General features: G+C 41.9%; 15 protein-coding genes. 6 read left to right on the top strand and 9 right to left on the bottom strand.

The genetic code is table 11. From position 1 onward, the window contains the following. Positions 1-5 precede the first annotated feature (5 nt). Positions 6-2,873, top strand: a complete 2,868-nt coding sequence (locus VHE99_03480) for a hypothetical protein (protein ID HVV68085.1) — start codon at positions 6-8, stop codon at positions 2,871-2,873. A 57-nt stretch (positions 2,874-2,930) separates the two neighbouring features. Beyond that, complete coding sequence (gene dinG / locus VHE99_03475; GenBank protein ID HVV68084.1) at positions 2,931-5,117, top strand: ATP-dependent DNA helicase DinG; 2,187 nt, start codon at positions 2,931-2,933, stop codon at positions 5,115-5,117. On the opposite strand, the gene VHE99_03470 is transcribed toward dinG, so the two are convergent. Both VHE99_03470 and VHE99_03465 read right to left on the bottom strand, forming a co-directional pair. Continuing rightward, complete coding sequence (locus VHE99_03470) at positions 5,083-6,465, bottom strand: hypothetical protein (GenBank protein HVV68083.1); 1,383 nt, start codon at positions 6,463-6,465, stop codon at positions 5,083-5,085. The two genes, dinG and VHE99_03470, sit on opposite strands and share 35 nt — an antisense overlap. Before the next feature lie 121 nt (positions 6,466-6,586). After that, positions 6,587-7,666 carry a hypothetical protein gene (locus tag VHE99_03465; GenBank protein HVV68082.1) on the bottom strand — a complete coding sequence of 360 codons (1,080 nt, stop codon included), beginning with the start codon at positions 7,664-7,666 and terminating at the stop codon, positions 6,587-6,589. Positions 7,667-7,890: 224 nt separating this feature from the next. Here VHE99_03465 and VHE99_03460 point away from each other — a divergent pair, with 224 nt between their 5' ends. The 4 genes from VHE99_03460 to VHE99_03445 all read left to right on the top strand — a co-directional run bounded on the left by VHE99_03460 (position 7,891) and on the right by VHE99_03445 (position 14,224). Beyond that, positions 7,891-8,985 carry an efflux RND transporter periplasmic adaptor subunit gene (locus tag VHE99_03460; protein ID HVV68081.1) on the top strand — a complete coding sequence of 365 codons (1,095 nt, stop codon included), beginning with the start codon at positions 7,891-7,893 and terminating at the stop codon, positions 8,983-8,985. A gap of 130 nt (positions 8,986-9,115) precedes the next feature. After that, positions 9,116-12,250 carry an efflux RND transporter permease subunit gene (locus tag VHE99_03455; protein HVV68080.1) on the top strand — a complete coding sequence of 1,045 codons (3,135 nt, stop codon included), beginning with the start codon at positions 9,116-9,118 and terminating at the stop codon, positions 12,248-12,250. 203 nt (positions 12,251-12,453) lie between these two features. Continuing rightward, positions 12,454-13,575, top strand: coding sequence for an ATP-binding protein (locus tag VHE99_03450; GenBank protein ID HVV68079.1), 1,122 nt, complete (start codon positions 12,454-12,456; stop codon positions 13,573-13,575). A 193-nt stretch (positions 13,576-13,768) separates the two neighbouring features. Continuing rightward, positions 13,769-14,224 carry a DUF192 domain-containing protein gene (locus VHE99_03445; protein ID HVV68078.1) on the top strand — a complete coding sequence of 152 codons (456 nt, stop codon included), beginning with the start codon at positions 13,769-13,771 and terminating at the stop codon, positions 14,222-14,224. A gap of 30 nt (positions 14,225-14,254) precedes the next feature. On the opposite strand, the gene tpx is transcribed toward VHE99_03445, so the two are convergent. The 7 genes from tpx to pstS all read right to left on the bottom strand — a co-directional run bounded on the left by tpx (position 14,255) and on the right by pstS (position 20,366). Beyond that, positions 14,255-14,752 (bottom strand): thiol peroxidase, encoded by a 498-nt coding sequence (tpx, locus tag VHE99_03440; protein ID HVV68077.1) that lies wholly within the window; start codon positions 14,750-14,752, stop codon positions 14,255-14,257. Positions 14,753-14,782: 30 nt separating this feature from the next. Continuing rightward, positions 14,783-15,799, bottom strand: a complete 1,017-nt coding sequence (gene phoR, locus VHE99_03435) for a phosphate regulon sensor histidine kinase PhoR (GenBank protein ID HVV68076.1) — start codon at positions 15,797-15,799, stop codon at positions 14,783-14,785. Next, entirely contained in the window at positions 15,796-16,491 is a 696-nt protein-coding gene (locus VHE99_03430; GenBank protein ID HVV68075.1) for a response regulator, read from the bottom strand. Before VHE99_03430 ends, phoR begins: the two co-directional genes overlap by 4 nt. 92 nt (positions 16,492-16,583) lie before the next feature. Continuing rightward, complete coding sequence (gene pstB / locus VHE99_03425; GenBank protein ID HVV68074.1) at positions 16,584-17,351, bottom strand: phosphate ABC transporter ATP-binding protein PstB; 768 nt, start codon at positions 17,349-17,351, stop codon at positions 16,584-16,586. 107 nt (positions 17,352-17,458) lie between these two features. Next, positions 17,459-18,307: a phosphate ABC transporter permease PstA gene (gene pstA, locus VHE99_03420; protein ID HVV68073.1), complete on the bottom strand. Its 849-nt coding sequence runs from the start codon at positions 18,305-18,307 to the stop codon at positions 17,459-17,461. A gap of 2 nt (positions 18,308-18,309) precedes the next feature. Further along, on the bottom strand, positions 18,310-19,332 hold the full coding sequence (gene pstC, locus VHE99_03415; GenBank protein ID HVV68072.1) for a phosphate ABC transporter permease subunit PstC: 1,023 nt from the start codon (positions 19,330-19,332) through the stop codon (positions 18,310-18,312). Next, positions 19,323-20,366 carry a phosphate ABC transporter substrate-binding protein PstS gene (gene pstS / locus VHE99_03410; GenBank protein ID HVV68071.1) on the bottom strand — a complete coding sequence of 348 codons (1,044 nt, stop codon included), beginning with the start codon at positions 20,364-20,366 and terminating at the stop codon, positions 19,323-19,325. The genes pstC and pstS overlap by 10 nt, the downstream gene beginning before the upstream one ends. Positions 20,367-20,389: the final 23 nt, after the last annotated feature.

Below are 20,389 nucleotides of genomic sequence, written 5' to 3'. Positions count from 1 at the left end.
ACTTTATGTCAGATAAAAAAAATGATAATCCTCAACCGTCCAGAGATGTCCATTCTATACAAGAATTAGAAGAGATATCCGCAACTTTGATAGCAGGACTTGCAATCAAGCAAAAAGAAATGGATAGCGACCCACAACAATTAAAACAGCAAGAGGACTCTCTAAATTACCTAAAACAATATCGTTTACAAGTAGAAGCTGAGTCTGAAAAATCGATAACTTTAGCCAGCAGTGAAGATTTGCCAGTCATGTCCAGCGATGTAGAAAATCAGCCTGAAGAACTTATCTCGGCTCCTCCCGTAATTGAACGTAAAAAACCACAATCTTTAAACAAAGGTAGTGTCATTTACACCAATAGAACACAACGAGGAACAGCGCTTCCTCAAGCTTCTGAAAATTCACCGCCCATACCACCAGAAAGAACAAGCCCTGTTACACATGGATTGGCGCCTGTTATAAATATGCCACCGGCTACAAACCTCAATACCGATGGTGAAGATCCTAAATTTTCTAATTCCAAATCTTCGGCGATAAATACAACAACCCAATTACGACTAGAACGTAAAAGAGAAAAACAGAAACAATATGAAAAACGCAAGAAAGAGCAGCGAAAAACTCAGCAAGTTAGAATGTGGAATCAATTTTTACAACGATCTGAGGTATCAATATCAGCAAAAAAAACTGATGTACAACTAGAGACTGCTGAAACAAAAAAACAAATTCAAACACCTGTTTTAACAAATAACTCAGTGCAGAATAGTTCTGTAACTACACCTGAACTAACGAATATTGTAGTTGAAGTTCCTGGGTCAGAAATAAAACTACAGTCTATAGTTTCAATCGAGAGGTCAGTTCAAGAAAATTCTGTGATTGTACCTGAAGTAGCGGATACTGCGCTTGAAACTACTGAGTCAGAAATAAAATTACAGCCTCTTGTTGCAACTAAGAGCCCAGTTCAGGATAGTTTTGTGACTGCACAATCGACCCCTTACTTGGTCAGTAGCGCATCTCCTGCAATAGTCTCACCCACATCACAACCCATCGCTGAATTAAAGGCATCAGATAAAGCACCTGCGGAAAAAAAAATGGATATGGACCCCATTTTTTTCCTAGAACTGCCTTCTCTTATTATAAAACCCTGTCTAGAAGAGCTGAAAGCTAATCGCGCAGAAGCCCTATTGCTTAATGAAAAAACTGAAAAGTACCGTGAGAAAATTTTTATAGCTAATGTTGAATTACGTACCCTTAGTCAGATCATTTTGGCACTTAATCGTCCAGAATTTAATGGATACCTGGAAGATTGGTTCAGGTTACGAATATTAATGCTAGCTTTAATAGGAGAGTACCATGCTTGGTGCTATATAAATAATGGCTGTGAACAGTCAATTTTAAATATGCGTAAAGCAGCCGTAATTAAGGCTACTCCTGATCTCAACGAAGACCCAATCGATTTTTTAACAAAACAACTGCGAGGAAGTGCGCCCAAAAATTTAGTAGAAATAATTCCTGGGGTAAAGACCCCGTGGGAAGAAGCATTCGAAGCTGAATTAATTTTCTATCGTGATAAAGGGAAAGAAAAATTAGAAAGAAATATCATTGAATTAGGACAAGTTGGACGAAGAGTTTTAGAGCAAAAAAAACACCTAACGGGTTTCATTAGTATATTTACGGTAGATCCTAAAGAAAATCCCATGAAGGAAGATCTAGATCAATTGCATCAAAGAATGTCTGATGAGATTGAAAAGGTGAAAACCAGTAGAACAGATATTGGAGAAAATATACAATGGTTAGCAGAGATAGCTTATCAATTGAGAATTAACTTGGTAAAATTAGAAAAGCAGCATAATAATCTGCAGCAGGCTCGAATGGAATTAATATCTAATTTTCTTAATTTAAAGGATAATGTTAAAGTAAAAAAATATTTTCTGAAAACAAAAAAAAATGTTCAGCAATGCGAATTAAGCTGTGTTGGTATATATACGAAAAATCAGCCGCGGCTAGATTCTTTAAGTTTAACAAGGTTCGGACTTGAGGAATTAGTAGTAAAGATCCAGCCGTTGTTGTTACGCCGTGCAAAGCTAGCGCCGTCTTCAGAGTTGTGGGTGACTCAGGTGGTGCAAAATGCTATTTCACAAGCTCTGGATGATGCATTCATTACTGATAAGTTTTCACTAGCTATAGCAAAAATTAAATCCGCCACCACGAGTTTAGAACAAGCAGCCAAAAATTTGAAAAGATCCGAGACTGCCGTACAGATCAATATACGCTCTTGTCTTGAAGGATTGAAAAGATTATCTCAGGTATATCAATTAATGGATGAGTTGAGAAATATTCAGGGGAAAATTAGCCACATACAATTACCCACAGGTGCTTTAATTGAGAAAGATCAGCGTCCCCTAAAAAGGAACTTGCGGAAAATAGCTCTAGATTTAGAAAATAAATTACAAGGACTTTCTGAAATAGATGCTTATATTAAGCATTATTTAGTGTCAAAAACTATCAAAGAACCGTTGTTGAGTTTGGCAGAAATACTAATTGAACTTCGCGCCATAGTGTCTAAAACTATCACAAGACAGCAAGAGAATGTTGGAAATAAGCAGCGTAGTTTAGAGCCTGTATCTACAGTACCAGAGCAAAAAAATAAAGATGTTGTAGAAGTAAAAAATACGCTTAAGACAGAAAACCCACCTAAATTATTGGCTGAAACTTCTCGTTTTGTGGGCAAAACACCCTCAGTTAAGTTGCTTGAACCAGAAAATAATGAAATTGCTGTTGTGGCTGATCCACTTGCTAACACACAAGTTGAAACTACTACTATTAGTACTTCATCCTCTAGTACACAAAACGAAGCTTTGACTACGTTTCACAGTTAAAGTAATGACCTCACCCCCTTTGAAAATGGGGGTGGGCATATATCTTTAGGTTATATAATGCAACTCTCTTTAGATGTAAATTTACTCAATCAATGCTTGAATAAAATCGCCAATAGTTTGCCTGGTTTTAAAAAGCGTCCTACACAGTGGCACATGATTAAGGCAGTTTATGCGACATTGATGAATAGTGAAGCGCATAAACCGCAAGCAGACGAAAATGGTGTCATGCCGTCAAGGCGTGGTGAATCTATTTTGGTGGTAGAAGGGCCAACTGGTACCGGTAAAAGCTTAGCGTATCTATTACCTGCCGTGATTGCAGCCAAGTCACTGGGTAAACATTTGGTTGTATCCAGCGCTACCGTCATGTTGCAAGAACAACTGGCCTACAAAGATATTCCATTTTTGGCGCAGCATGCCGGATTAGATATTACCTATGCGATCGCCAAAGGACGTGGACGTTATGCCTGTACTTATAAACTTTATCAACATACCAGTCATGCTACTCAGTCGGATTTTTTGGGGCATGATTCAGAACTGCCCCCCTGGGATAGAAAACCCACACCGCAAGAAATAGCAACCTTACAACATCTAGCCGGAATGCTGCATGATAAAAGTTGGATAGGTGATCGTGACACTTTGACACAACCAGTGCCTGACTTGTTATGGTCACGTATCACCAATGATAGACATGGTTGCACCAAGCGCGAATGTCCGCACTTCAAAGACTGCCCTTTTTATAACGCTAGAGCGCAGTTGGAAACGGCAGATATGGTGATTGCCAATCATGATTTGCTATTGGCGGATTTAAGCATGGGTGGCGGTGTAATTTTGCCGGTGCCAGAAGATACGTTTTATTGCATTGATGAAGCGCATCATTTAGCGGATAAAGCCATTAAACAGTTTGGCGCTTCTCATGCTTTGCAGGGCACGCTGTTGTGGTTAGAAAAATTAGGTACTACGGTGGCTAAAGTAGAAGCAGCGCTCAAAGAATCCCATGCCAGTGTTAAAGTTGCCACGCATGCAGAGACGATTGCTTTGACCTTGCAGGAGTTAAGCGTGGCATTAAAAGCTTTACCAGCATTGCAGCCTAAAGAGCTTAATATCCCCGTCATATACCGTTGTCATCAGGGAATTTTGCCTAAAGGTTTTGAAGAATTCTGCCACATTTTACTTCCGGCCATGAAATCGATGTTAAGCACTTTAAATTTGTTGCAGGAAACTTTGCGCCGTAGAAAAGCTAAAGTGGAAGGCCTTGCAGACGAAGCCTTATTTGACCGGTTGGCAGTTGATCTGGGATTTTTTATCACGCGTGTGGAAAATTTAACTGCAGTTTGGACTTTATTGGCGATGCACATTCCCCCAGAATACCCGCCTATTGCGAAGTGGATTGCCGCACAGTGGGTTAATCGGGGCGCTGAGATAGAGTATGTATTGTCTGCTTCTCCTGTCAGTTCTGCCGGTGTATTGTCAGAACGGTTATGGAAAGTGGCTGCTGGCGCCATATTAACCTCTGCCACACTGCGTTCTTTAGGGTCTTTTGATAAATTACTTCGCGATACGGGATTAAGTCATTATCCACAAACCCGCACCATTGCGCTGGAATCACCTTTCAATTTGACCGAGCAAGGCATTTTAAATATTCCGCACATGCAACATGATCCCAAGCAGCCGGATGCGCATACCAGGGAAGTAATTCTATTGTTGCAGGAGTTATTAAAACCGCTGCCAGGTGAGGGTACGTTGGTGTTATTTACTTCTAAAAAACAAATGCAGGAAGTGATTGCAGCGCTGCCGCAACCCATTGTTGCATTATTATTAGTGCAGGGCAGTCAATCAAAAGAAGCGTTAATCAGTGCGCATTTTGCGCGCATAAAGGCGAATTCCGCCAGCATTTTATTTGGTCTTGCCTCTTTTGCCGAAGGGTTGGATTTGCCTGGAAAAGCCTGCACACATTTAATTATCACGAAACTGCCGTTTGCAGTACCGGATGATCCGGTAAGCCAGACTTTGGCGGAATGGACTGAATTGCGCGGGGGCAATGCTTTTGCCGATCTGACTTTGCCGGAAACCAGTGTGCGCCTGATTCAAGCTGTTGGACGCTTGATTCGCTCAGAAACGGATTACGGTAGGGTCAGCATTCTCGATACACGTTTGGTGACGATGCCGTATGGCCGTCAGTTACGCAAAGCGCTGCCACCGTTTAAAACGATTATCTATGGGAAAGAGCAGGAGCTACTGATGTAGGGATTTTAGGTGATTCCACTGGTTTTGGAACGGAGGTGGTTTTGCTATCCGCTATGCCAGTAGAAAACTTTCCTAAAGTGCTTATCATTTTAGCAGGCGTTTTTTTTGATTTAGACTCAATGTTATCCAGTTGTCGGGCTACGGTTAACAGTTCAGAGCGATATTGGTCGGCCTTCAGCAACCAATTTTTTTGTACATCGTTGTAATCATATTCATCACACTGTACTTTTTTTACTCCAGTCTCAATGTTTCGTGCTAACTGAAGGTAAATAGCTACCCGTGTTGCGTTGTCTAGGGTAGTAGAATTCACCGCCAATCTGGTAGCCAATTCTCTGGTTAAGCTAAATGGATTGGTGGCTAGAATCTCTCTCAACCATGGAGGGATATAACCCTTTTGCATAGGTGCTAAGCATTGATACATGACAAAACGGTATAAATTTTCTTTAATTCCTTGGTGCCCGGCTTCTATGGCTTTTTGATAAATCGCAGCCTGTTGCTCCCAGGCTGAAGCACAAACTAATTGCTGCTTGCGCTTTTGTGTTCCTGAAAAATCTTCTGGACGTAATAATGGCGTATCATAGGTCATCATCAGCACAATAAAATCTTGTACCGCAGCCGCTGAACCACCTGCTATGGCCTGACGGTATAAATGCAGTGCTTGATTTTCACGGGTTTCATAAAAATCTGCCGGTTCGATATCTCCGGTTTCAGTTAACCCTCCCAGCCGCCGAAGTGCTTCGCTTGAACCTAATATTGCCGCCTCACGGAAGAAAACGGCGGCCTGTTCTACCGGTGGTTCTTGCAGAAAGGCTTGTCTATCTATGCTTTCAGGCAAATCACTGACCTGTAACACTAGATCTTCTGACAAAATCAAATTTCCAAAATATAGAGCAATTTTAGCTCTCATTTCCTGGTTGATTGCATCCAGAGTTAAAATATCGCGTAAGATATTTGCCGCATAAGCTTTAGATGTTTCCAGGTCTTCACTTTCTAATACTATTTCCGCCAGCTTAAGCAAATCCTGTGGATTTTTAGGTTCAGATTGCATTAGGTAGGCGTGATAAATTTTGACAGTCGGTAAGTCTGCAATAGGCTCCCAATATTGAGATAGGCGCTTCCAGGGTTCTTTTTGATACGTTGATTTAGGGTGTTTTTCAGACGATTTTAAATAAGATTGCCAAACTGAGTTGTCCTCACTAAATTTTTTAAAATCGGTTGATATCCTTTGGTTCTTGGCATTTTCACTAGGCTGCAAAAAGCGAGATATTATATCGCGCTTTATTTCTTCCGGTATTTTGTCCAAATTTGGCTTTGAGTCGCTTTCTTTCATTTTTTCATTACTAGACATATGGTTTCTCTCAAACGGATACATAACCTGGCGCTGCTGAATTACTAAATTACTCTCTTTTTATTAAATTAATATTAGGATGGGTGTAGTGTTTAAAATTTCTTGGTCGAATAATTAACTTTTAACTGATAATACAGCAAGTGCTTTTATCATTATCGGTTTGTATAGGTGGTGATGGTCTTCTTAACAACGGAGTAGTTAAATCTGCATTTTTTTTATGTTTTTGCTCAAACCAGCCTTTTGAAAAAGTAAGACTTGCTGGATTTTTCAATTTGATTTCATTATTCCATTTCGGCTTTGAGTATTTTGAATCGGTAATCTCATCAACAATGCTTGGTGTAGGATATAGCATATTTTTTATATAGGTAGCACCTTGCCGAATCAACCATTCATTCACTATATCAGCATCATCAAGTACCGGTGGATTTTTATCTAAAACGATAGGTATGCGTGCTAAGGAAATTTCTTGTTCATTAAGCCCTGCATCAATGAGTTGTTGTTCACTATAGCTGTCAGGGTTCAAACGTGATGAAGTAATCAGAAATCTTTTCAAGGCGATGCGTGTTGCTTGGAATTGAGAAAAATGCTCATTTTCCTTAATGCCTTCTTGATCTTTTAGGTACTGTTTTAAAAAATCGCACGATTTGACGATATAGTTAGGATCCTTGCTAATGAGGCTTTCTGCTCCCAGCATCATGGGGATGTCGTATTTATTATATATCTCTGGCAAATTTTCCCAGTCAATGGGTTCCGTTCCACCTACCATGATAAATGGAATCCAGCGTTTTTTCGCCGGTGAGTGTGAATGACCTTTTTGATAAGTATGCGTTAAAATGTCAGCTAAAAAATCTTCCAATTTGAGTTTTGCTTCATCTGGAGAAAGAGCCAACTCTTCAAAATCACAACCTTCTAACTGAGCTATGTCGCCTGATACACTTTCACCTTGAGGGTTAAAAAGTCGGTATTGTAATACTAGACCTTTTTCTTGATCGCGAATGAAACTAAGATAAATGGTGTCTTTTTTAAGGGTTATTTTTGTCAGGTCTGATACGAGTGAAAGTGAATATCCTGAGGAATTATAGCCAGTTGATTGATAAAAAGCTTGGCCATCAATAACAGCCATTAATCTATAGTCATCCTCAACTCCGTACTTAATGCAACTGATAGGTTTACTCTTGGCTTCGCGATGTTGATAGGTCATGTGAATATCCTGTAAAAATTTATTAAATTATATGAGGATATTCTTAATGTATTATGAACTACCGTGGTTTGACATACTGAGATTAGCTGACAGACTTTGATTCATTAATATGTTATAATATTTTCCATGAATACAGTTCAATTTCAATTCTGCTACACAATCAATCCAATAATCATTATCTCTGTCCCTGCCTTGCCAGGCACTATCTTAACTTATGAGCCTCTATGAAGCGTAAATATCTTCTGGTTTGCAGTATTTTAGTTATCGTTGTGATTGCTATCTATTACAGTTTTCATCATAAAATGGGTCCTGCAGCTACGGGGCCGTTGGTGGCTGTGAGTTTGGCTGAACAGAAAAATGTCCAGATAAAAGAACAAGCTATTGGCACGGTGGCAGCCGCTGCTACGGCTCAAGTGCGTTCTTTGGTGGATGGGCAATTGCAGCATGTTGCGTTTAAAGATGGCGAGATGGTGCAGCAAGGGCAGTTATTGTTTGAGATTGATCCTCGCCCCTTTCAGGCGCAATTAAACCAGGCTCAAGCCAATCTGGCCCGCGATCAGGCACAGCTAGATAATGCCAGTGCCATTCTGGCGCGAAATAATAAACTATTAAAGGATGGCTATGTAGGTGTGCAGGATTATGACAGTTTGAAGACTGATGTTGCTAAGTTCAAAGCCACAGTGGCAGCGGATCAAGCGGCTGTCGCCACTGCCAGTTTGCAGCTGGAGTATTGCACTATTCGCGCGCCGTTTACCGGCCGTGCGGGTGAAGTGTTGGTGCAGGCAGGTAATTTGGTCAAAGCCAGTGATCCCAATCCGCTGGTGATTATCCGGCAAATTGCCCCCATTAGCGTGAAGTTCTCTTTACCTGAGCAAAAATTGCCGGCATTACAGCAGCAAATGGCCAAAGGAAATATTGCGGTAGTGGCTAAAACTGGCAAAGATGGGGTAGTGTTAGGGCAAGGTCAATTAAGCTTTTTAGATAACACCGTGGATGCCACCACAGGCATGATTACTTTGAAAGCGACCTTTGCCAATACTGACCATAAATTATGGCCAGGGCAGTTTGTGACTGTGGAATTGCCGCTGCAAGCGCTTGACCATGCGGTATTAGCGCCAACACGGGCAGTGCAGAACGGACAAACAGGTAATTATTTATATGTTGTGACTGCAAATGGTAGGGCGAACTATAGATCGGTGGTGATAGGACCTGAGGTTGATGAGAATACGGTGGTGTTGCAAGGATTAAAACCAGGAGAAAAGGTCATTACCGAAGGCCAGTTGAATTTGAATGATGGGGCTAAGGTGAGGCTGCAGTAGATGCTTCATAGCATTTTCTTTCCCTTTCGCACTGTATCCCTCTCCCCTTAGGGGAGTATGGGAGAGGGAGTGCAGCAGAAGAAGCATACGCAAAAAAACGGAAAATCCATAACCCAGATAAAACCAAACCATGAACTTAAGTGAAATCTTCATACGCCGCCCAGTGATGACTATCCTCTTGATGCTGGGATTATTGATCTTAGGCATCAGCGGCTACAAAAAATTACCCGTCAGTGACCTTCCCAACGTGGATTTTCCTACTATCCAGGTCAGTGCTACTTTACCTGGAGCTAGCCCGGAAACCATGGCGACCGCGGTAGCCACGCCGCTGGAGCAGCAATTCTCCAGTATTGCCGGTATCGATTCCATGACTTCTAGCAATACCTTAGGCAATACCCAGATCACCATTCAATTTGACTTAAATCGAAATATCGATGGTGCAGCGCAAGATGTTCAAGCCGCCATTTCCGCAGCATCAGCACGTTTGCCTAGCGATATGCCGAGTTTACCCACTTACCGCAAAATCAACCCGGCGGTAGCGCCCATTATGTACTTAGTGCTGCGTTCACCGAATTTACCCCTATCCACTGTAGATAAATACGCAGAGACCCTATTAGCACAACGTATTTCCATGATTCAAGGCGTAGCGCAGGTGAGTGTGTTTGGCTCACAGAAATATGCTGTGCGCATCCAGTTAAATCCTGATTTATTAGCAGCCCGACAGTTGGACTTAAATACTGTCATGCAGGCTGTACAGAGCAATAACGTTAATTTACCTACAGGTACTTTAAACGGCCCCAAACAAAACTACTTAATTCAGGCGAATGGCCAATTAGAAGATGCAAAAGCGTATCGGCCGTTAGTCGTAGCTTACCGTAATGGTGCACCTGTGCGCTTGCAGGAATTAGGAAAAGTCATAGACAGCGTGGAAAACACCCGCCTCGCCAGTTGGTACAACGATAAACGCGCGGTGGCATTAGCCGTGTTACGTCAGCCAGGTGCTAACACCATTGCGACGGTCGATGCCATCCATGCCATGTTGCCGCAATTCCAAAAACAACTGCCGGCCGATATTGAGCTGAAAGTCATTTATGATCGTTCGGAATCGATACGTGCCTCGGTGCATGAGGTGCAATTCACGCTAGTGTTGGCAGGCTGCTTAGTCGTCATGGTGATCTTTTTATTTTTACGCCGTGCGCAAGCAACCTTGATACCCAGTATTGCGTTGCCGCTATCGATCATCGGCATATTTGCGTTTATGTATTGGTTAGGTTATAGCTTGGATAATTTATCGCTTTTGGCACTGACCCTGTCCGTAGGTTTTGTCGTCGATGATGCGATCGTCATGCTGGAAAATATTGTGCGTTACATCGAACGCGGCGAGACACCATTGACCGCGGCACTTAAGGGTTCTAAGGAAATCAGTTTTACTATTTTATCTATGACTTTGTCGCTGACTGTGGTGTTTGTGCCATTGTTATTTATGGGTGGGTTATTAGGGCGACTATTTCATGAGTTCGCGGTGACGATCTGTGTCACCATTTTATTATCGGGATTTATTTCGTTAAGTTTAACACCCATGTTGTGCGGCCGTTTACTAAAGCTTGAAGTAGCACACAAAGAATCTAACCGATTTTTCGTGCAATCAGAGCGGTATTTTCAAAAGTTATTAGCGCTTTATGAGAACAGTCTGCAATGGGCATTGCGGCATAGGCGTATTATGCTAGGCGTATTTGGCTTAACGCTGATAGTCACTGCGCTATTGTTTGCTATTGTTCCCAAAGGATTTTTACCGAGCGAAGATACCAATCAATTATTTGCTTATACTGAATCTGACCCCGCTATGTCGTTTGATGAAATGTCAAAACGCCAAAATCAGATTGCACGCTTAATTCAACAGAACTCGGATGTGGAAGGCGTTTTATCCAGCGTTGGCGCCGGCGGTTTTAGTGTGACGCCTAACTCAGGACGTTTGTTTGTGCGGTTAAAACCGCGTGACCAACGCCGATTAAGTTCAGATCAGTTGGTGCAAGCATTGCGCCCGCAGCTTGAGAGCGTTGCTGGTATTAATGTGTATTTGCAGAACACGCAGAGTATTCGTATTGGCGGTAAAGTCAGTAAAAGTCCATATCAATACACATTACAGGATACGGATACAAAACAGCTCAATCGCTGGGCAGCGATATTAACCGATAAAATCAGCCAGCTTCCCGGATTACAGGATGTGACGACGGACGTACAAGATACCGGTCCGCAAGTATTTGTAAATATACAACGCGATAAAGCGGCGAAGCTTGGTATTACACCAGAACAAATTGAAATGACACTGGCTAATGCTTTTGGCGGCCAGCAAATTTCGACGATTTATTCAACGATTGATAATTATCAGGTATTGCTGGAATTAGATCCCAGTTATCAGACTGACCCTTCTGCCTTATCGCGTCTTTATCTTCGGGCTAACAGCGGTGAGTTGGTGCCGTTAAACGCAGTGGCAGAACTCACCCAGAGTTATGGTCCACTTACGATAAATCATCAGGGACAGCTACCGGCGATTACGATTTCTTTTAATGTGAAATTGGGTACTTCCATTGGCGATGCGATTACTGAAATCCATAAAATGGAACGTGGATTGAGTTTGCCTGCGACGCTGACTGCGAGCTTTCAGGGTACGGCACAAGCATTTAAAGATTCTAATCAGGGCATGGGTTTGTTATTGCTGCTAGCAATTATTGTGATTTATATTTTATTAGGCATGTTGTATGAGAGTTTTATTCACCCGCTGACGGTGTTATCGGGTTTGCCTTCGGCTGGGGTGGGTGCGTTGCTGGCATTGTTAATATTTCATATTGAATTAGATATGTATGCGTTTATTGGTATCATTATGTTGACGGGTATTGTAAAAAAGAATGCGATTATGATGATAGATTTTGCGATAGAGGCACAGCGCAAGCAGGGGCTTCCCGCATTTGATGCAATTTATTCAGCCTGTTTGACGCGGTTTCGTCCGATTATGATGACGACGATGGCAGCATTGATGGGTGTATTGCCGATTGCCTTGGCATTTGGTGCCGGTTCCGAGACACGACGGCCTTTGGGGGTTGCTGTGGCGGGGGGATTGGTGTTGTCGCAGTTATTGACACTTTATATTACGCCGGTGATCTATTTGTATTTAGAATCGTTAAAAGCTAGATGGAGTGGCAGAAAAACGGCAAAGACTGTGGTTGCAAAAGCTACAGAATCGGTGCATTTGGAAGGAAGCCATTGATTTTGAGTTTAAAGTTTGGGGGTGGGATGTGCGCTCCATGGTGCATCCCACCCCCAAACTTTAAACTCAAAATCAATGGCTTTATGCCTGCGGATGCTATTTTTGCCAACTTTATTTCCTCAAAACCATCATGATTTTCGACTATTCTGCAGCGCATTGGAGAAAAGTCTTGACTTTTCTCCAATGCGCTGCAGAATAGTCGGATGAGACGCATACAAACCACCGCTATTCTCAATGATCTAGACAAGAAAATGGTCTTGCTAGTCGGCCCACGCCAGGCGGGTAAGACCTGGTTGGCCAAGCAAATAGCTCAATCATTTTCATCTAGCATCTATTTAAACTACGATCAGTTAAACGATCGCCCTATCATTTTGCAGCAGAATTGGTTGGCTGGAACAGAATTGGTAATTCTGGATGAACTGCATAAAATGCCTGAATGGAAGAATTATCTCAAAGGACTTTATGATACCAAGCCTGCAGCGACTAGACTGTTAGTCACCGGCAGTGCGCGCTTGGATATTTTTAATCATGTTGGTGATTCATTAGCGGGACGTTACTTTCGTCATCGTTTATTACCTCTATCTCCTGCCGAGTTATATCAAACAGGCATGCCAGTTGATTTAGAAAAACTATTAAAACGTAGTGGTTTCCCTGAGCCATATTTAGCTGACAATGATATTGATGCTGAACGTTGGCGTTTACAATATATGAGTAGTTTGTTGAATACGGATATTTTTGAATTTGATAGTATTCAACATATTAAGGCAATGCAGCTGATTTTTAATTTGTTGCGTCAGCGTGTAGGTTCACCTGTTTCTTATCAATCATTGGCTGAGGATATTGGAATATCGCCTACGACGGTAAAAAAATATATTCAAATTTTGGAAGCGGTTTATATTGTCTTTCGAATTACGCCGTATTCAAATAATATTAGTCGTAGTTTGATTAAGGAACCCAAAATTTATTTTTTTGATACGGCTTTGGTTGAGGGTAATGAAGGTGTGAAATTGGAAAATTTGGTAGCTAATTGTTTATTAAAGCATGTTTATGCTAAATATGATTATGAGGCGGCTGAATATGAGTTACATTATTTGCGTACTAAAGATGGTGAGGAAGTAGATTTTGCTATCAGTAATAAGGGCGTTATAGAAAAGATCATTGAAGTCAAAGCCGGTAACCAGAAATTATCCACTGCACTCATAAAGTTTCATAAGAAGTATGCTTATCCTGCGGTACAAATTGTGAAAAATTTACGCCATGAGTTAGTGCAGAATGGAATTGAAATTATTCGAGCTGAAAATTTTTTGCGGAGTTTATTATTATAAGTAGTTGGGGGCGAAATTTAAAAAAGGCACGTCGTCCCGGCATGGATGCCGGGATCCAGTCTGCAGGGATGCAAACTTTCACCTTCTTGTGACATGGATCCTGGCATTCATGCCAGGACGGCGTGCATTTTTTTGAATTTCGCATCAGCGATTAACACCTCTCGGTTAACATTATAAATTTTGAGAAAATCAGATGTTTAAAAAATTAATCACTATAATATTTTTAACCAGTTTTTTTATCATTGCCACTTATGCTAATGCTAAAAGCAATCCTCTGCCTTTAGGCACTGTGAAAATTAATAGCATTGTTTATCAGGTAGAAGTTGCGGATAACGATGCAACACGTATGCAAGGATTATCTGGACGTTCCGCGCTTGGAAAAAATAAGGGCATGTATTTTGTGTTTCCATACGCAAAAACCTTATCATTTTGGATGAGAGACATGCAGTTTCCTTTGGATATTGTATGGATTAAAGATCAGGTTGTCATAGGTATCAGCCGCAATATCCCGCCTCCAGCACCAGGAACGCTATTGCAGGATTTAGCACATTATATTTCGCCGCAACCAGCAGATAGAGTATTAGAGTTAAATGCTAATGCTGCATCAACCATACAGATTGGCGACACAGTAGTTTTCTCGTCTAAATAATTTTCCAAAATAAAACCGCATCAGACATAATCAAGTTGCTGCCGCTATAGCAGCAGCATAATCAGGTTCATTCGTCACTTCTGCGACTTGTTCACTGTATAGTACCTTACCTTTTTCATCCAGCACGACAATCGCTCGTGACAACAATCCCTGTAAAGGTCCTTCAGCAATAGTCACCCCAAAATTTTTACCAAACTCAGGATGACGAAAAGTTGAGGTGATAATTGCATTGTTAATTTGCGCGGCATCGCAAAAACGAGTGGCAGCAAAGGGTAAATCTGCCGAGACGCAGACCACATTGACATTTTCCAATTCATTTTTTTTATCATTAAATTTTTGCACTGACAAGCTACATACGGGGGTGTCTAGACTCACATAAATATTCAAAATGACTTTTTGTCCGCGCAGGTCTTTGGAACTGATTTCACTCAGATCATTTTTAGTGAGGGTGAATTTAGGTGTGGTGCCTTTGGCAGGTAAAGCGCCAATGGTGCTGATCGGATTTCCTTTAAAAGTGATGTTTGTCATAAAAACTTCCTTCTATTTAACAGGATTGAGTTATTCTGTTTTAACCGGAAAAATACAAATGAATGTACTGCCTTTCCCAGGTTCGCTAAGAATTTTTAAATTAGCTTTATGTAATAATAGCACATGCTTAACGATTGCCAAACCTAAGCCGGTACCGCCGCTTGAACGTGAACGTGCTTTATCTACACGGTAAAAACGCTCCGTGAGACGCGGAATATGTTCGGCTTTGATGCCTATGCCAGTATCGGTAACTGATAGGCAGGCATTATTGCCTTCTTTGTACCAGTGAATGGTAATGTGGCCTCGAGCGGGCGTATAGTTCACCGCATTAAAAATTAAATTAGAAAACGCACTGCGTAATTCATTTTCTAGTCCGTCAATTTTAAGTTTATGATCGGCGATGAGTTTAATGTGATGCAGATGACTGCCACTTAATGCCTTGGCATCGATAGTAATGGCCTTCAGTAGATTGGCGACTGCAACCGTTTTGAAACGTTCATTTTCTGTAACCTCACTCTCCAACCGCGATAATAACAATAAATCTTCAATTAATTTCTGCATGCGTAAACTTTGTTGATACATCTGTTCCAGCATTTTTTTATAGGGCTGTAGCTTGCGATCATCCTCGTCAAGTAACATTTCCAAATAACCATGCACTACAGTCAATGGCGTGCGCAATTCGTGGGAAACATTGGCGACAAAATCCTGGCGGATTCGCTCCAGATGATGCAGTTGGGTGACATCACGCATAATCAGTAAATACTGATTATCCTGCCAAGCCACCAGTGACAGCGATAAATCCATGTCCGGGTGATATAAAGGGGCAGTCTCAATCGTTGGATGAGATTTTTGTCGCGCTAGTTTTTCAAAATTGACTTTATTGAAGATTGTGTTGATGGGTTGCTGAAAATGTTTTTTAGCATTTAAATTCAGCAGATTTTTTGCAGCGAGATTCCATGATTGGATACGTAATTCATGATCTAAAAAAATCAACGGAATGGGTAATAAATCCGGTAATTGTTGATTGTTTTGCACAGACTTAGTCATTCATTGTCTTCCGAAAACAGATAACCCGTTCCGTAAATGGTATGTATGTAATGATCGTAGCCGTAGTTTTTTAACACTTTGCGCAGCCGCCTTATCTGCACATCGACTGTACGATCATTAATATCTTTATCGCCACCCCACACATGCTGTAACAATTGTTCTCGGGTATAGACGCGGTTTTGATGGCGTATGAAAAAATATAGTAAATCATAAATAATCGGCGATAATTCCAGAGATTTTTCGCCGATGCTGACACTGCGTGTATGTGTATTCAGTACTAAATCTTTGATGGTGATAATGCCTTCTGTACTGACTAATGGTCCCCGCCGTAATACAGTTTTTATGCGGGACAGTAATTCGCGTGGCGAGAAAGGTTTGGTGATGTAATCGTCAGCGCCTGCATCTAATCCTTTGATTTTATTTTCTTCTTCTGCTTTGGCGGTTAAAAGAATAATGGGGATATGCATGGTGGTAGGGTCGTTGCGTAATTTTTTGATGTAATCGACACCACTTTGGCCGGGAAGCATCCAGTCTAGTAGAATGAGATCAGGAATACGCGCTGCGTTTTTTTCTTCTGCTGCTTTGGTGCTGCTCGCGGTTGTAGTGGCAAAACCTGCCATATTTAATGACAGCTGCAGCATTTCTAAAATAGCGGCTTCGTCTTCTACGATTAGGATGAGTGGTTTTTTCATATTACAGCCTTAATCTTTTTCCTTCTCCCATCCCACAAGGAGATTTTCTTCGGTCACAGACGGGAGAAGGAATTCAGAGAAAAATTTTTTAATTAACCAACCCGCCCCGTCACAAAATCCCGCGTTGCAGGTTTGGAGGGATTATTAAAAATAATTTCCGTCTCATTGTATTCAATCATCTCGCCTAAATACATATAAGCGGTGTAATCAGATATGCGTTTGGCTTGATGCATATTGTGAGTCACGATACAGATAGTATAATCAGGCTTCAATTCACCGATCAGTTGTTCTATATGTTTGGTAGAAATAGGGTCGAGTGCTGAAGTGGGTTCGTCTAATAAAATCACATCGGGTTTAACGGCGATGGCGCGAGCGATGCATAGACGCTGTTGCTGTCCGCCGGAGAGACTCAATCCGCTATGGCGCAATATATTTTTCACCTCTTTCCATAGAGCGGCTTTTTGCAGCGCCCATTCGACGCGACCTGCTAATTCATCGCGGTGTAATTTTTCATAGAGTTTGACGCCAAAAGCGACATTATCAAAAATTGACATTGGAAAAGGTGTCGGTTTTTGAAACACCATGCCAATTTTACTACGTAGCATATTTAAATCTTGGTGGGGTTGTAGGATATTTTGGTGGTCTAAAAGTATTTCCCCAATCGCATACTGATTGTCGTACAACTCATACATGCGGTTAAAAGTGCGAAGTAAAGTAGATTTACCACAACCGGAGGGACCAATGAGTGCAGTGACCGAATGCTTGGGGATGGTAAAGTTGATGCTTTTTAAGGCGTGGAATTTTCCATAATAAAAATGTAGGTCGCGAGTTTTGATTTTAATAGGCTTGCTATTGGACATGGGTTTTGATTCCGAAATAAAATAAATACAGCCTTAGCTTCTTCCCTTCTCCCATCCCACAAGGGGATTCCCTTCGGTCACAGACGGGAGAAGGAATAAGGAATTTTTTATGTAATAGGCGATTTCTGTTTAAATACTACTCTGACCACAATATTGAGCCCTAGCACACAACCAGTAATTAACAGCGCCCCCGCCCAGGCTAGTTTATGCCAGTCTTCATAAGGACTCATGGCGTATTGAAAAATAACTGAAGGCAAATTGGCTATGGGATGATTCATGTTTAAACTGAAGAACTGGTTATTCAGCGCAGTGAATAAAAGCGGTGCAGTTTCGCCGCTGATACGTGCCAAAGCCAGTAACATACCGGTTAAAACCCCGGTTCTCGATACGCGCAGCACGATAGAGGCAATGACTTTCCAGCGTGGTGCGCCTAAGGCAGCAGCAGCTTCACGCAAAGTGTTAGGCACGAGGATAAACATGTCTTCGGTGGTACGCACCACAATGGGAACTACTAATAATGCCAGCGCGAATGAGCCTGCCCAACCGGAAAAATGCTGCATTTTGACCACATAAATCTGGTAAATAAATAACCCTAATAAGATAGATGGCGCGCTTAATAACACGTCATTGACAAAACGCACAATGTTAGCAAAGCGAGAGTTTTTACCAAATTCAGCCAGATAAGTGCCAATTAACAAACCTATGGGGGCACCAATTAACACGGCGGAAATAATAATTAGGCCACTGCCGACAATGGCATTTAATAAGCCACCAGCAGCGCTTCCCGGTGGCTGTGTGTTGGCAGTAAACATATGCAGTGACAAACCTTGCCAGCCATTTTGTATCAAGCTAACCAGTATCCATGCCAGCCATGCAAGACCAATCAACATAGCCACTGTTGCTAAGACTAAGCTCACGGAATTTATAAAACGGCGTTTGTAATATAGAAAAGACATTTTTATACTGCCCGATAATTCTGTAATCGCTTCATTAGCATTTTAGACATTACAAAGACCAATAATGTAATCCCAAATAAAATCAGACCCAATTCACTTAATGCTGAGTTATAAAGTGTCCCGGTAGCTTCGGTGAATTCATTGGCCAGCGCGGAAGAAATACTGGTACTAGGCATCAACAAAGAACTGGAGAGCTGATGCGCATTACCAATCACAAAGGCTACGGCCATGGTTTCTCCCAAAGCCCTACCCAAGCCTAGAATAATGCCCCCGACCACCCCAACTCGCGAATAGGGCAAAATAATATTCCAAACCACTTCCCAGCGCGTAGCGCCTAATGCATAAGCCGATTCTTTAAGTAAATCGGGGACAATTTCAAATACATCGCGCATGACAGAAGCAATGAAAGGAATCACCATAATGCTCAAGACAATCCCCGCCGTCAAAAGACCAATACCCAAGGGCGCGCCTTGAAATAACGGACCTAAAAAAGGTCGGCTACCGAGATGCTCAATCAGCCAGGGTTGAACATTATCTGCAAACCAGGGGGCAAAAATAAACAATCCCCACATACCGTAAATAATACTGGGAATGCCGGCTAGCAATTCAACCAAAATGCGCAAAGGTTGTCTTAGTATCTCTGGTGCAAGCTCGGTGAGGAATAGCGCAATGCCAAAACTAATAGGAATGCCAATTAATAAAGCAATAAATGAAGTAATTAAAGTACCGAGAATAGGGACTAGTGCACCAAAATCATGTGTAACTGGGTTCCAGGATGCATTGAACAAAAAGTGCAATCGAAAGGCTTTGATACTAGGGGTGCTGGCTTGAAATAATTTAATCACTATCGCAATGGCCAGCACTAACAAACAAGCGGCGAAGAACGCCGCTACCAGTTGTATGATTTTATCCAAGTGGTTTTGTTTGCGAAACAACCGCGCAACTTTTTCATCAATAGCAGGGCGATGTACACCATCTGTTAATGTGGATGTATAGTCCGCATAATTTTCCGGCTTTAATGCCATATGGGATTGCCTTTCTGATCTTTGAGGTTTTCTTTCCATGCTGCATGTATCAAATCTATGGTTGGTTCTGGCAGAGGTACATAATCCATATCCTTTGCCATTTGTTTACCATGCTGATAAGCCCAGTCAAAAAATTTCAATACGTCATGAGCTTTTTCAGCATTATCTTCTGAAGTATGCATGAGGATAAAGGTTGCACCGACAATAGGCCAGCTTTGGCTTCCCGGTTCATCGGTTAAAATTTCAGCGAAATTTGTTTGGCTGCTCCATTTGGCATTCGCGGCAGCTGCGGCAAATGTATCGATAGAGGGGTTAACCAGGTTACCGTCTTTGTTTTTAAGTTCTACGGATACCATTTTATTTTGTTGGGCATAGGCATATTCTACGTAACCAATGGCGCCTTTGATGCGTTGTACATAGGAAGCGACGCCTTCATTGCCTTTACCGCCAATGCCAGTTGGCCAAGCTACGGCGGTATCTGCTCCGGCTTGAGTTTTCCAGTTGTTGTTTACTTTAGATAGATAATCAGTAAATAAGAAAGTGGTACCGGAACCGTCAGAGCGATGTACGACAGTAATGGCGGTATTAGGTAGTTGTATGCCCGGATTTAAGGCACTGATTTGCGGGTCATTCCAGTTTTTTATTTTCCCTAGATAGATATCGCCTAACACATTGCCTGAAAGTTTAACTTGTCCGCTTTGTATGCCAGGTAGATTAATAACAGGAACGACTCCACCGATCACTGTGGGGAATTGGGTGAGGTTGTTTTGTTTGAGTTCATCGCTGGATAGGGGTTTGTCGGAAGCACCAAAGTCGACGGTATTGGCTTGGATTTGTTTGATACCGCCGCCTGAGCCTATGGGTTGGTAGTTGAGTTGAACGCTGGTTTCTTTTTGGTAAGCTTCCGCCCATTTGACGTAAAGCGGGTAGGGGAAGGTTGCGCCTGCGCCTGTGATGATTTTACTGTCAGTGGCGGCATGAGCAGCTACGAGTGTACCGAGCAGCCCTAATTGAGCGAGTAATTTGAATTTCATTGCTGGGTTTCTCCGTGTGAGAA

The sequence above is a fragment of the Gammaproteobacteria bacterium genome, assembly GCA_035546635.1.
Classification (GTDB): Bacteria; Pseudomonadota; Gammaproteobacteria; order JAURND01; family JAURND01; genus DASZWJ01.
The sequence above is the reverse complement of the archived record's forward strand: the minus strand, read 5'-3'. Positions and strand labels throughout refer to the sequence as shown.

What these genes read in the sequence shown, in the direction of transcription:
- VHE99_03460 (HVV68081.1), top strand. Translation starts at nt 7,891, where the DNA reads ATGAAGCGTAAATATCTTCTGGTTTGCAGTATTTTAGTTATCGTTGTG.
- VHE99_03450 (HVV68079.1), top strand. Translation starts at nt 12,454, where the DNA reads ATGAGACGCATACAAACCACCGCTATTCTCAATGATCTAGACAAGAAA.
- pstB (HVV68074.1), bottom strand. Translation starts at nt 17,351, where the DNA reads ATGTCCAATAGCAAGCCTATTAAAATCAAAACTCGCGACCTACATTTT.
- tpx (HVV68077.1), bottom strand. Translation starts at nt 14,752, where the DNA reads ATGACAAACATCACTTTTAAAGGAAATCCGATCAGCACCATTGGCGCT.
- dinG (HVV68084.1), top strand. Translation starts at nt 2,931, where the DNA reads ATGCAACTCTCTTTAGATGTAAATTTACTCAATCAATGCTTGAATAAA.
- VHE99_03445 (HVV68078.1), top strand. Translation starts at nt 13,769, where the DNA reads ATGTTTAAAAAATTAATCACTATAATATTTTTAACCAGTTTTTTTATC.
- VHE99_03465 (HVV68082.1), bottom strand. Translation starts at nt 7,666, where the DNA reads ATGACCTATCAACATCGCGAAGCCAAGAGTAAACCTATCAGTTGCATT.
- VHE99_03455 (HVV68080.1), top strand. Translation starts at nt 9,116, where the DNA reads ATGAACTTAAGTGAAATCTTCATACGCCGCCCAGTGATGACTATCCTC.
- VHE99_03430 (HVV68075.1), bottom strand. Translation starts at nt 16,491, where the DNA reads ATGAAAAAACCACTCATCCTAATCGTAGAAGACGAAGCCGCTATTTTA.
- VHE99_03470 (HVV68083.1), bottom strand. Translation starts at nt 6,465, where the DNA reads ATGTCTAGTAATGAAAAAATGAAAGAAAGCGACTCAAAGCCAAATTTG.
- pstS (HVV68071.1), bottom strand. Translation starts at nt 20,366, where the DNA reads ATGAAATTCAAATTACTCGCTCAATTAGGGCTGCTCGGTACACTCGTA.
- phoR (HVV68076.1), bottom strand. Translation starts at nt 15,799, where the DNA reads ATGACTAAGTCTGTGCAAAACAATCAACAATTACCGGATTTATTACCC.
- VHE99_03480 (HVV68085.1), top strand. Translation starts at nt 6, where the DNA reads ATGTCAGATAAAAAAAATGATAATCCTCAACCGTCCAGAGATGTCCAT.
- pstA (HVV68073.1), bottom strand. Translation starts at nt 18,307, where the DNA reads ATGTCTTTTCTATATTACAAACGCCGTTTTATAAATTCCGTGAGCTTA.
- pstC (HVV68072.1), bottom strand. Translation starts at nt 19,332, where the DNA reads ATGGCATTAAAGCCGGAAAATTATGCGGACTATACATCCACATTAACA.